The sequence below is a fragment of the Rhodococcus sp. IEGM 1351 genome, assembly GCF_030056875.1.
In the GTDB taxonomy this organism is placed as follows: Bacteria; Actinomycetota; Actinomycetes; order Mycobacteriales; family Mycobacteriaceae; genus Rhodococcus_F; species Rhodococcus_F opacus.
On record NZ_JASHKU010000002.1, the window covers coordinates 49,462 to 61,887 of the forward strand.

Annotated in this window: 11 protein-coding genes; 7 read left to right on the forward strand and 4 right to left on the reverse strand. The window is 67.4% G+C overall.

Annotated elements, in window-relative coordinates; genetic code table 11:
- The first annotated feature begins 67 nt into the window (after positions 1-67).
- Complete coding sequence (locus QM806_RS03195) at positions 68-1,066, forward strand: helix-turn-helix domain-containing protein (RefSeq protein ID WP_037204891.1); 999 nt, start codon at positions 68-70, stop codon at positions 1,064-1,066.
- Between the two features lie 73 nt (positions 1,067-1,139).
- Positions 1,140-1,508 (forward strand): thioredoxin, encoded by a 369-nt coding sequence (trxA, locus tag QM806_RS03200; protein ID WP_005260388.1) that lies wholly within the window; start codon positions 1,140-1,142, stop codon positions 1,506-1,508.
- A 19-nt stretch (positions 1,509-1,527) separates the two neighbouring features.
- Here the strand turns inward: trxA and polA are convergent, their stop codons facing one another.
- Positions 1,528-4,272 (reverse strand): DNA polymerase I, encoded by a 2,745-nt coding sequence (polA, locus tag QM806_RS03205; protein WP_039950442.1) that lies wholly within the window; start codon positions 4,270-4,272, stop codon positions 1,528-1,530.
- Positions 4,273-4,498: 226 nt separating this feature from the next.
- On the opposite strand from polA, the gene QM806_RS03210 reads away from it, so the two are divergent.
- From QM806_RS03210 to QM806_RS03225, 4 genes are read left to right on the forward strand one after another with little or no spacing between them, the layout of a single operon-like run.
- The gene (locus QM806_RS03210; RefSeq protein ID WP_005565485.1) at positions 4,499-5,869 is read left to right on the forward strand and encodes a branched-chain amino acid ABC transporter permease; all 1,371 of its coding nucleotides are present in this window, start codon (positions 4,499-4,501) and stop codon (positions 5,867-5,869) included.
- Positions 5,870-5,873: 4 nt separating this feature from the next.
- Positions 5,874-6,863 (forward strand): branched-chain amino acid ABC transporter permease, encoded by a 990-nt coding sequence (locus tag QM806_RS03215; RefSeq protein WP_005247450.1) that lies wholly within the window; start codon positions 5,874-5,876, stop codon positions 6,861-6,863.
- A complete protein-coding gene (locus QM806_RS03220) occupies positions 6,856-7,875 on the forward strand; it encodes an ABC transporter ATP-binding protein (RefSeq protein ID WP_005565487.1) in 1,020 nt (339 codons plus the stop codon). Before QM806_RS03215 ends, QM806_RS03220 begins: the two co-directional genes overlap by 8 nt.
- On the forward strand, positions 7,872-8,666 hold the full coding sequence (locus QM806_RS03225; RefSeq protein WP_005247455.1) for an ABC transporter ATP-binding protein: 795 nt from the start codon (positions 7,872-7,874) through the stop codon (positions 8,664-8,666). The genes QM806_RS03220 and QM806_RS03225 overlap by 4 nt, the downstream gene beginning before the upstream one ends.
- Before the next feature lie 69 nt (positions 8,667-8,735).
- Here QM806_RS03225 and QM806_RS03230 read toward each other — a convergent pair whose 3' ends face one another.
- Both QM806_RS03230 and QM806_RS03235 read right to left on the reverse strand, forming a co-directional pair.
- Entirely contained in the window at positions 8,736-10,058 is a 1,323-nt protein-coding gene (locus QM806_RS03230; protein WP_007295814.1) for an ABC transporter substrate-binding protein, read from the reverse strand.
- Between the two features lie 166 nt (positions 10,059-10,224).
- On the reverse strand, positions 10,225-10,785 hold the full coding sequence (locus tag QM806_RS03235; protein ID WP_005260378.1) for a TetR/AcrR family transcriptional regulator: 561 nt from the start codon (positions 10,783-10,785) through the stop codon (positions 10,225-10,227).
- A gap of 109 nt (positions 10,786-10,894) precedes the next feature.
- On the opposite strand from QM806_RS03235, the gene QM806_RS03240 reads away from it, so the two are divergent.
- The gene (locus tag QM806_RS03240; RefSeq protein ID WP_169694866.1) at positions 10,895-11,734 is read left to right on the forward strand and encodes an oxidoreductase; all 840 of its coding nucleotides are present in this window, start codon (positions 10,895-10,897) and stop codon (positions 11,732-11,734) included.
- A gap of 38 nt (positions 11,735-11,772) precedes the next feature.
- Here QM806_RS03240 and QM806_RS03245 read toward each other — a convergent pair whose 3' ends face one another.
- On the reverse strand, positions 11,773-12,402 hold the full coding sequence (locus QM806_RS03245; RefSeq protein WP_005260374.1) for an ANTAR domain-containing response regulator: 630 nt from the start codon (positions 12,400-12,402) through the stop codon (positions 11,773-11,775).
- Positions 12,403-12,426 lie beyond the last annotated feature (24 nt).

Below are 12,426 nucleotides of genomic sequence, written 5' to 3' on the forward strand. Positions count from 1 at the left end.
AGCATCGACCTCCGAGAAAAAGTGGCAGAAACGACATTGTTGACCGGATTTCTGCCACACTGGGACGGTGCTGAAAAAAGTCGTCGTACCGCTCATGCCGCTCACCGAAGCGTTCGAGCTCGGTGTCGCCTGCGAGGTGTTCGGTTTCGACCGATCCGACGACGGACTCCCCACGTACGACTTCTCGCTCGTCGCCGGCTCACCGGAACCCATCCGCACCCGCTTCGGATACGGCATCGACGTCCCGTACGACCTCGACCGGCTCGACGACGCCGACCTCATCGTCGTTCCCGCGGGCGGAACCTACGCCGAGGCGGACGGCACCTTCGTCTGCGCGAAGGACCCCGACCCGTGCATGGACCCCCTCCTCGACAAACTGCGGGCCGCGGTGGACCGGGGCGCCAAGGTCGCCAGCCTCTGCAGCGGCGCCTTCGTGCTCGGCGCGGCCGGGCTGCTGGACGGACGCACCTGCACCACCCACTGGCGGCACGCCCAGCGGCTCGCCGACCTCCACCCGGCCGCCACGGTCGACCCGAACGTCCTGTACGTCGACGACGATCCCGTCCTGACCAGCGCGGGCACCGCCGCGGGCATCGACCTGTGCCTGCACATCGTGCGCAAGGAACAGGGCAGCCGGGTGGCCAACGGGATCGCGCGGCGCATGGTGGTCCCGCCGCACCGGGACGGCGGTCAGGCGCAGTACGTGGCGATGCCGCTGCCGTCGACGACGATCGACACCCTCGGGCCGTTGCTCGACTGGATGACCGAGCACCTCGCCCTCGACCTGTCGGTGACCGCGGTGGCGGCCAAGGCCAACATGTCTCCCCGCACGTTCGCGCGAAGGTTCCAGGCCGAGACCGGGACCACCCCGGCCCGCTGGCTCAGCGATCAGCGGGTGCTGGCCGCGCAGCATCTGTTGGAGAACTCGGATCTCTCGGTCGACGTGATCGCCGAACGGGTCGGTTTCGGCGGCGGAGCCGTCCTGCGGCAGCATTTCCTGCGGCTGCGCCACACCACCCCGCAGGCCTACCGCCGCACGTTCCGGGACACGGAGCGCACCGGCTGACGACGCCGCAGGGAAGAATCGACGGCGACGCGGCGTTGCACACGCAAAGCAGTCACCGAAAGAAAGGACCCTCGTGGCCACCAAGACTCTGACTCAGCAGAACTTCGACGAGACCGTGACCGGCAACGATGTCGTTCTGGTCGACTTCTGGGCATCGTGGTGCGGACCGTGCCGCTCCTTCGCCCCCACCTTCGAGGCCTCGTCGGAGCAGCACCCCGACGTCGTACACGCCAAGGTCGACACCGAAGCGGAACAGGGCATCGCCGCCGCCGCGAACATCCGGTCGATCCCGACCATCATGGCGTTCCGTGAGGGTGTGCTGGTGTTCAGCCAGCCCGGCGCGCTGCCGCCCGCGGCGCTCGAGGATCTTCTCACGCAGGTCAAGGCCCTCGACATGGACGAGGTGCGCAAGCAGATCGCCGAGCAGGCGCCGGCCGAATAGGGCGGAGGACCGCCGCCGCCTAGTGTGCGGCGGCGTCCCAACTGCGCCCGGTGCCGACGGACACGTCGAGCGGCACCGACAGCTCGATGGCCGAGGACATCTTGTCGCGGACCAGCTGTTCGACCTGTTCCCGTTCCGAATCGACGACCTCGAGCACGAGTTCGTCGTGGACCTGCAGCAGCATCCGCGATTTCAGGCCCGCCTCGCGCAGTGAGCGCTGCACGTTGATCATCGCGACCTTGATGATGTCGGCGGCCGTGCCCTGGATGGGGGCGTTGAGCGCGGCGCGCTCGGCGACCTCCCGACGCTGGCGGTTGTCGCTGGTGAGGTCGGGCAGGTAGCGGCGACGCCCGTACAGCGTCGACGTGTAGCCGTCCTTGCGGGCCTGTTCCACGACCTCGTGCAGGTAGTCGCGCACCCCGCCGAACCGCGCGAAGTACGCCTCCATCTGCGATTTGGCCTCTTCGGTCGAGATCTTGAGCTGGGCGGCCAGACCGAACGCGCTCAGCCCGTACGCCAGCCCATAGGACATCGCCTTCACACGGCGGCGCAGCTCCGGCGTGACCTCCTCGATCGGCACGCCGAACGCACGCGCGCCGACGAAGCTGTGCAGGTCTTCCCCGGTGTTGAACGCCTCGATCAACCCCTCGTCACCGGACACGTGTGCCATGATCCGCATCTCGATCTGGCTGTAGTCGGCCGTGAGCAGCGAGTCGTAGCCCTCGCCGACGACGAAACCGTCCCTGATCTGCCGGCCGGCGTCGGTGCGCACCGGGATGTTCTGGAGGTTGGGCTCGGTCGACGACAGCCGGCCGGTGGCCGCGACGGTCTGGTTGAACGTCGTGTGGATGCGCCCGTCCTCGGCGACCGTCTTCAGCAGCCCGTCGACGGTCACCTTCAGCCGCGTCGCGTCGCGGTGCGCGAGCAGGTGCTCGAGGAACGGGTGCGACGTCTTCTCGAACAGGTTCTGCAACGCCTCGGCGTCCGTGGTGTATCCGGTCTTCGTCTTCTTCGTCTTGGGCATCTCCAGCTCGTCGAACAGCACGACCTGCAGCTGTTTGGGCGACCCGAGGTTGATCTGCTTGCCGATGACCCCGTAGGCCGCCTCCGCCGCCGCGGAGACCTCGGCCGCGAACCGGCTCTGCAGGTCGTGCAGGTGGTCACCGTCGACGGCGATGCCGGACGCCTCGATGACGGCCAGCACCTCCAGCAGCGGCAACTCCATCTCGGACAGCAGCGCCGTGGATTCGATGTTCGCGAGTTCGGTGTCGAGCGCGGCCGCGAGGTCGAGGACGGCGCGGGCGCTGAGAATTTCGGTCTCGGCGGCTTCCGCGTCGACCTGGTCGGCGTCGTCGAGCAGCGACAGCTGCTCCTGGCCGGTCTCCTCCACCCGCAGCTCCCTGCGCAGGTACCGCAGCGACAGGTCGTCGAGGTTGAACGTCCGCTGCCCGGGGCGCACCAGGTAGGCCGCCAGCGCGGTGTCGCTGGTGAGACCACCGAGCACCCAGCCGCGTCCGCGCAGGGCGTGCATCGCCCACTTGGCCTCGTGCAGGGCCTTCGGCTGATCCGCGTCCGCGAGCCAGGTGCCGAGCGCCTTCTCGTCCTCCGGGGTGGCGGACGCGGTGGCGATGTAGGCGCCCTCACCGTCTGCGGCGGCGATGGCGATCGCCGTCACGTCACCGCCGTACGGGGTGCGGGTGCCGACCACCGACACGCCGGATCGCTCGCCCGTCGACGCGTGCGCCGACAACCAGTCCGCGACGGCCCCGGGATCGAGCGCGCTCCCGCGCACCTCGAAACCCTCCTCGGCCTCCGCTTCGACCGGCGCCAACGTGGCGAACAGCCGGTCGCGCAGCACCTTGAACTCGAGGTCGTCGAACAGCGCGTGAATCTTCTCCCGATCCCACTGCGCGAGCATCAGCTGGTCCGGGGTGTACGGCAGCGGGACGTCGCGCACCATCTCGGTGAGTTCCCGGTTGAGCAGGACGTTCGGCAGGTTCTCCCGCAGCGCGTCACCCACCTTGCCGCGGACCTTGTCGACGTTGTCGACCAGGCCGACGAGATCGCCGTACTCCTTGATCCACTTGGTGGCGGTCTTCTCCCCCACACCCGGGATGCCCGGCAGGTTGTCGCTCGGGTCGCCGCGCAGTGCCGCGAAGTCGGGGTACTGCGCAGGTGTGAGCCCGTACTTCTCCTCGACGGCCGCGGGCGTGAACCGGGTGAGGTCCGAGACGCCCTTCTTCGGGTACAGCACCGTCACCCCGTCGGTGACCAGCTGGAGCGAGTCCCGGTCGCCGGTCACCACGAGGACGCGGTACCCGAGCGCCTCGGCCTGGGTGGTGAGCGTGGCGATGATGTCGTCGGCCTCGAAGCCTGCCTCGGCCATCACCGGGATGCCGAGAGCCCCGAGGACGTCCTTGGTGATCTCGACCTGCCCCTTGAACTCGTCCGGAGCCGTGCTGCGATTCGCCTTGTACTCGGGGAACTTCTCCGCCCGGAACGTCTGCCTGGACACGTCGAACGCCGCCGCCACGTGGCTCGGCTGTTCGTCGCGCAGCAGGTTGATCAACATCGATGTGAACCCGTAGACGGCGTTGGTGACCTGACCGCTGTGCGTCTTGAAGTTCTCGGCGGGCAGGGCGTAGAACGCACGGAAGGCCAGCGAGTGGCCGTCGAGCAGCATCAGTGTGGGGCGATCGTCGGACGACGCGGCTGCGCCGGACGCGGGGGACGTGGTGGACCGGGGGGTGGTTGCAGGGCTCACGGTTGCCCAGTCTAGGGAGCCGATCCGACACCGATCAGCCGGATGGTTCGATACCCAACCGAAACGTGCCGGAAATCCGAGAACCCCATTTCGCGCGACCGGAGCCGTTAGAGTCCGGAAATTGCGGCACGGGCGGTAGTCGAGTCCGTCGCAGCACGTTCCTGACCGATCTACACGTCCCCGGAGGACCTGCGTGGCCCCAACCGTGAGGAAGCGACTCCCAGCAGTGAGGACGCGACCGAAATCCGCGAGGAAACGCACGAGACGAGGGTCGGTCACCCGGCAGCTCGGCCGTGCGTTCGTCCTCGTCCTGCTCGGCCTCGTCGCGGCGATCGCATTCGGCGGTCCCGCGGCGGCGCAGGAACCCACCCCACCGCCCCCACCGCCCGCGACGAGCGGGCAACCGGCGCCCCCGGAGAACGCGGTGCGGGTCAGCGGCAATCTGAACAACGCGGGCGAACGGCTCGCGGACGTCGAGGTGCGCGCTCTCGATTCGTCGGGCAACGAGGTGGCGAAGGCGACGTCGGAGTCGAACGGCCGCTGGGAACTCCAGGTCGCGCCCGGCACGTACACGTTCGAGATCGTGGCGGACTCGCTTCCCGACGACGTCAGCGTGCAGGCCACGGTGCAGCGGGAGGTGGTGGCCGGTCGCACCAACACGGTGATCTTCTCGTTCGGCGAGGCCCGCACCGGTTCCGCGGTCCCGTTCTACGAGAAGCTGATTCGCCAGACCATCGACGGGCTCCGGTTCGGTCTCGTGATCGCCATCGCCGGTGTCGGGCTGAGCCTGATCTACGGCACCACCGGCCTGACGAACTTCGCGCACGGCGAACTCGTCACCCTCGGTGCGGTCGCGGCGTGGGTGATCAACGTGACGTTCGGTGTGCAGCTGATCCCGGCCACGATCCTCGCGGTCTTCGTGGGAATCCTGATCGGACTGCTGAACAATGCCGGGATCTGGAAACCGCTGCGACGACGCAAGACCGGCCTGATAGCGCAGCTGGTGGTGTCGATCGGACTCGCGATTTCCCTGCGCTACCTGATCCTGATCTTCTTCTCCGATCGCGCGGAGCCGTTCGTCGACTACCAGGCACAGGTGGAGAGGCACTGGGGTCCGATCGCGATCACCGACGCCAACCTCGTGAGCATCGGCATCAGTCTCGTCGTTCTCGTCGGAGTGGCCCTGCTGCTGCAGAAGACGCGCATCGGCAAGGCCATGCGCGCCGTGTCCGACAACCGTGACCTGGCCGCGTCGTCCGGCATCGACGTCGAACGGGTGATCCGCTTCGTGTGGGGTCTCGGCGGCGGTCTCGCCGCGCTCGGCGGCGTCCTGTTCGGCATCTCCGAACTCGGCGGCCGCGTGCAGTGGGAGATGGGCTTCAAGCTCCTGCTGCTGATGTTCGCCGGTATCACGCTCGGCGGACTCGGCACCGCCTACGGCGCGCTGCTCGGCTGTGTGATCGTCGGTCTGCTCGTCCAGCTGTCGACGCTGGTGATCAACCCCGACCTCAAGTACATCGGAGGACTGCTCATCTTGATCGTCATCCTGGTCGTCCGGCCCCAGGGCATTCTCGGCAGCCGGCAAAGGATCGGGTGAGGGCATGGACATCGCAGGAGCACTCCAGGTCTCGCTCGCCCAGCTGATCGGCCCGTCGGCGATCTTCTACGCGCTGCTGGCGATCGGCCTCAACCTGCACTTCGGCTACGCCGGACTGCTGAACTTCGGTCAGATCGGGTTCGCCCTCCTCGGCGGCTACGGCGTCGGGATCATGACCGTCACCTACCAGCAGCCGCTGTGGGTCGGCATCCTCGTCGGTCTCGCCGCGGCCGGGTTGCTGGCCGTCGTCCTCGGTATCCCGACGCTGCGGTTGCGGGCCGACTACCTCGCCATCGTCACGATCGCCGCGTCCGAGATCCTGCGGCTGATCTTCCGGTCCACCGCTTCGGATTCGATCACCGGATCCACCAACGGCCTGTTCGGTTTCGCCGACCCGTTCACCACGCTCAGCCCGTTCGACTCGGGTAAGCAGTACAACTTCCTCGGCGTGAAGTTCTACGGCGACGACCTCTGGTCGATGGTCGTCGGATGGACTCTCGTCCTGGTGCTGTGCGGGTTCGTGTTCCTCCTGACGCACAGTCCGTGGGGCCGTGTCCTCAAGGCCGTCCGCGAGGACGAGGACGCCGCTCGCGCACTCGGCAAGAACGTCTTCGTCTACAAGATGCAGGCGCTGGTCCTCGGCGGCATGATCGGCGGGCTCGGCGGCGTGTTCAACGCGCTGCAGACCAAGTCGATCAACCCCGACTTCTACTCCACCGCGCAGACGTTCTTCGCGTTCGGCGCCCTCATCCTCGGTGGCGCGGCGACGGTCTTCGGACCGGTGGTCGGCGCGATGCTGTTCTGGTTCCTGCTGGCCATCCCGGACGCCCTGTTGCGGCAGGCCATCTCCGGGCCGGATCCGCTGCTGCCGCTGACGGAACAGCAGGTCGGGGCCATGCGGTTCGTCCTGCTCGGCATCATGATCGCGGTGCTGATGGTCTTCCGGCCGCAGGGCATACTGGGCAACAAGCGGGAGGTGCAGCTCAATGCCTGACCACAGACTGCCGGATCATCTGCAGACCGCCACCGTGCTCACCGCCGAGGAACGGGCCTCGATCTTCGCCGACGTCCCGCACTCCCCCGGCGCACCGAAACCCGACCCGATCCTCGTGGTCGACAACGTGTCCCGTACGTTCGGCGGGCTCAAGGCCGTCGACGTGGCGCATCTGGAGATTCAGCGCGGCTGCATCACCGGACTGATCGGTCCGAACGGCGCAGGTAAGACCACCCTGTTCAACCTGCTCACCGGTTTCGACCGGCCGGACAGCGGCACGTGGTCGATGGATGGCCATTCGCTGGGCCGGATGTATCCGCACCAGGTGGCCCGCCGCGGCGTCGTCCGCACGTTCCAGCTCACCAAGGCGTTGTCGAAGCTGACGGTGCTCGACAACGTGCGGCTGGGCGCCACCGGGCAACGCGGCGAGCGGATCTTCAACACGCTTCTGCCGTGGACGTGGAAGGCGCAGGAACGGGCCGTCACCGAACGGGCCAACGAACTGCTCGCGCGGTTCAAGCTCGACACCAAGTCCGACGACCTCGCCGGCTCGCTGTCCGGCGGTCAGCGCAAGCTGCTCGAGATGGCGCGGGCGCTGATGACGGAGCCGACCGTGGTGATGCTCGACGAGCCGATGGCCGGCGTGAACCCGGCGCTCACCCAGAGCCTGCTCGGTCACATCAAATCGCTTCGGGACGAGGGCATGACCGTCGTGTTCGTCGAACACGACATGGACGTCATCCGCGACATCAGCGACTGGGTGGTGGTGATGGCGCAGGGCAGCGTGATCGCCGAGTCCACACCGGGACACCTCTCGTCCAACAACGCGGTGGTCGACGCCTACCTGGGCAGCCACCACGATCAGGCACTCGAGTTCGACGACGAGGGAAACCCGGTGGGCGCGACGGCCGTTCTGGCCGAGGCACTCGAGAACGCCGAGGCCGAAACCCTCGAGACCGGCGGCGACCTCTCCGAACCCGACATCACCGAGCTGAGGCGTGAGAACCCATGACCGAACTGACCCCTGCGGAATTCGCGGCCACACCCGAGGAGCATGCCCGGCTCGCCGAGGGTGCCCTCGTCCGCGCGGACGGTGTGGTGGCCGGCTACATCCCCGGCGTCAACATCCTCCGCGAATGCAACTTCTTCCTGCGCGAGGGTGAGATCGTCGGCATCATCGGTCCCAACGGCGCCGGGAAGTCCACGCTCCTGAAGTCGCTGTTCGGGCTGATACCGGTGCGTGAGGGATCGGTGACCCTGAGGGGCGAGGACATCACGTCCAAACCCGCCCACGTTCTCGTGCAGAAGGGCGTCGGCTACGTCCCGCAGACGCAGAACGTCTTTCCGTCGCTCACCATCGAGGAGAACCTCGAGATGGGGATGTATCTGCGGCCCAAGCTCTTCGCGGAGCGATTCGCGTTCGTCGGCGACCTCTTCCCGCTGCTCGTCGAGCGGAAGAAGGTGAAGGCGGGCGCCCTGTCCGGCGGTGAACGGCAGATGGTCGCGATGGGACGTGCGCTGATGATGGAACCGTCCGTGCTGCTGCTCGACGAGCCGTCCGCCGGACTGTCCCCGATGTTCCAGGACGAGGTGTTCATTCGCTGCAAGCGGATCAACGCGGCGGGAGTCTCGGTGATCATGGTCGAGCAGAACGCCCGCCGGTGCCTGCAGATCTGCGACCGCGGCTACGTCCTGGACCAGGGCCGCAACGCCTACACCGACTCGGGACCCAACCTGATGCACGACCCGAAGGTGATCGAGCTGTACCTGGGGACCCTCGCGGGAAGTCAGGAGAAGAAGTAGGTCCGGTGGTTCCGGATACGACTGTGGGCCAGGTTTCCCTGGCCCACAGTCCGTTTCAGGGGAGTGCGATCACCCGCCGACGACGATGTATCCGTCCGTCGTCAGCTTGTTGTCGGCACCGAACTTCAGCTTGCCGTACGAACCGATGGACGGCTCGCCCGCGGCGGTGAAGTCGAGCTTGCCGGTGATGCCGTTGTAGTCGACGTCCGTGCCGGCCTGCACGAGCGGCAGGCACTCCTGGTACGACGTACACGGGGTTCCGCCTTCGGTGACGGCGTTGATGTTCGCGGCGATGTCGCGACCGGCCGTCGACTTCGCGGCTTCCGCGGCGAGCGCGGAAACGACTACGGCGTCGTAGGATTCACCGGCGTAGTTGAAGTCGATCAGTCCCGGGTTGATGCCCTTGAGACGATCCTGGAAGGCCGGGCCGACGTCCGTGAGCGGCGTGGTGCCCTGCATGCCGTCGAGCAACGGTGCGGCCACCGACTCGCCGAGAGCGTTACCCATGTTGCCGTCGACGCCGTAGACCTTCATCCCGTCGGACGGGCCGATGCCGACCTCATGCATGCGGGTGATGATCTTCGCGGACTCCTCGAATCCGACCACCGCGACGGCGTCGGGGGCGAAGTCCTTCACCTGGTCGATCTCGGAGTTGAAGGACTGCGCGTTGGGGTCGTAGATGATCTTCTGGATCTGGTCCTCGGGGATGCCCGCGTCGACGAGGTTCTTCTGGATGTTGTCGGCGAGCCCGGTTCCGTACGGGTCGTTGAGGGCCAGGATGGACACGCGCTGGCCGCCGTCGTCCGAGATGAGTTGCGACACAGCCTGAGCCTGCAACACGTCGGTGGGGGCGGTGCGGAAGTACTGGCCCTTGTCCGGGTAGCAGACGAACTGGTCGGACGTGTTGGCCGGGGAGAACATCACGACGCCGGCGCTGGACACCTTGTCGATGACCTTCAGCGACACCGAGGACGACGCCGCGCCGATGATCACCTGGGTGCCCGCGGCGAGTTCCCGGTCCACGGTGGTGTTCGCCGTGTCGGTGGTGGTGTCGCCCGAGTCGCCGGGGATCAGTTGAACGGGCTGGCCGAGAACTCCACCGGCCGCATTGACGTCGTTGACACCGAGTTGGGTGCCCGCCACCATCGGCGGTCCGAGGAAGGAGAGGCTTCCCGTGTCGGGAAGCAGAGTGCCGATCTTCAGCGGCGCTGTGGACGGGGCACCCGCTGCCGCCGCCTCTTCGGGCGTGCAATCGGTGGAAACAGTGGTGGCCGAGGCAGAGCTGTCACTCCCGCTCGCGGAGTCGTCGCCACTGTCCGAACTACAACCTGCCAGTGCGAGTGATGCCGCGCCGAGAACCGCGGCCGCCCGCACGAGGGTCCGTTTAGCCATCCAAACTCTCCTTAGATCACCTGAGTGCGGGCGCCACCCGAGTTGGCGTCCGCTGTGGGATCAGACGCTAGCGGTCCGGCGGCTTTCGCGATCCGTCCGGAAAGGCTCGTGACCTTACTGTGATCTGAATACGACGAGTGTTTACGCGGTCGTAGCGTGGCGAGCCTCAGCCGCCGACGAGAAGGCGCACGGAGTCGACGACAACCTGGCGCCGGCGGGCCCGGTCCGCGGGGGCCGAGGCGCCGAGTTCCGGTGTCTGCGTGTGCCAGGACATCGCGACGGACCGGACGACGGTGAGCAGTTCCACGGGTTCGAATCGGGTTGGCAGCACACCACTTCTCTGCGCTCGCTCGATGTCGGCGAGCTTCGACCGGTTGGACGCGACCACCACCTGGAGCGGCTCACCGTCGGGCCGCTCCAGCTGGTACCAGGTGGCGAGCCGGAGCGTCGCCGGGTTGTCCTCGTACAGGTCGAACGAGCGCCCCGCGTAACCAGGGAGGTCGGTGGCGTCGAACCGCACCTGCTCGGTGAAGGCCACCACGTGGGCGGAGAAGACCGCGTCGAACAGCTGCCCCTTGTCGCCGAAGTACGCGTAGATCATCGACTTGTTCGCCTTGGCGGCCAGGGCGATGCGGTCGACCCGCGCCCCGGCGATGCCGAACTCGGCGAACTCGGCCGCCGCCGCGTCGAGTAGTCGCTTCTTCGTTGCCTCTGCATCGCGCACCATGCGTCCAGAGTATCAACCAAATAGTTGGTTGACAGTTCCTCCCGGCGGGTGTTCCATGGATTTCGTAAGCATCCAACCAGTCAGTTGCAACCAGCGGATGGAGTACACCATGGCGAAGACGTGGCTCGTCACCGGAACCTCACGCGGTTTCGGCAGGGAACTCGCGACAGCAATCCTCGGCAGCGGCGACAACCTGGTAGCCACCGCCCGGCAGCCCGAACAGCTGATCGGCCTGGTCGACACGTACGGCGACCGGGTTCGGGCGGTCGCCCTGGACGTCACCGACGCCGCGGCCGCCCGGGCGGCGGTCGCCACCGCCGTCGACGAGTTCGGGGGCCTCGACGTGGTGGTGAACAACGCCGGCTACGCCAACAGCGTCCCGATCGAGGAAATGGACGACGAGGACTTCCGCCAGCAGGTCGAGGCCAACTTCTTCGGCGTCGTCAACGTCACCCGCGCGGCACTGCCGATCCTGCGCGAACAGCGCGGCGGCTGCCTCGTGCAGTTCTCCTCCGTCGGAGGCCGCGTCGGTGGCACGCCGGGGCTGAGCGCGTATCAGGCAGCGAAGTTCGCCGTCGAGGGATTCTCCGAAGTCCTGGCGGCGGAGGTGGAGCCGTTCGGTGTGAAGGTGCTCATCGTGGAACCCGGCGCATTTCGCACCGACTGGCAGGGTTCGTCGATGACACGCAGCTCGGTCGGCCCCGACTACGAGGCAACGGTCGGCGCGATGAACCACTACCGGGAGACCACCGACGGCACCCAGCCCGGCGACCCCGCCCGGGCCGCTCGGATCATCATGGATGTGGTTGCCGCCGAGGACGCCCCGCTGCGCCTGCTGCTCGGGGCCGGTGCCGTCGAGATGGCCGAGAAGTCGTCCCGCGAACGCGCCGCCGAGGCCCACCGGTGGGCCGACGTCAGCCGATCCGCGGACTTCCCCACCGGCGCCTGACGCGTCGAAAGCGCATCGGCTGTAGCCGATCTCGCGGGTCAGCTGGTGGGAGCTTCCCCACCGAGGGTCTCGAGTACCACCTGCGCGACCGCCTTCATGGTCGACCGGCGGTCCATCGCGGCCCGCTGGATCCACTTGAACGCTTCGGGCTCGGTCAGGGACTGCTTCTCCATCAACACGCCCTTGGCCCGCTCGACGATCTTGCGGGTCTCCAGACGCTCGGACAGATCGGAGATCTCCCGCTCGAGCGCGGTCACTTCCTTGAACCGGCTGGCCGCCAACTCGACAGCGGGCACCAGGTCGGCTGTGGAGAACGGCTTGACGAGATAGGCCATCGCCCCGGCGTCGCGGGCCCGCTCCACCAGCTCGCGCTGACTGAACGCTGTGAGAATGACCACGGGCGCAATGCGTTTCGCCGCGATCTCCGAGGCCGCATCGATGCCGTCGCGACGGGGCATCTTCACGTCCATGATCACGAGGTCGGGTTTGAGCTCCACCGCCAGGTCGACGGCGGCCTGCCCGTCCCCCGCCTCACCGACCACGTCGTAGCCCTCTTCCCGCAACATCTCGACCAGATCGAGCCTGATCAGCGCCTCGTCCTCGGCCACCACGACCCGTCGCGGCTGCGACGGCACACCTTGCTGCTGGGGAGCGTTCATGGCCACCATTCTCCTCTGCTCGGACGACCCCGG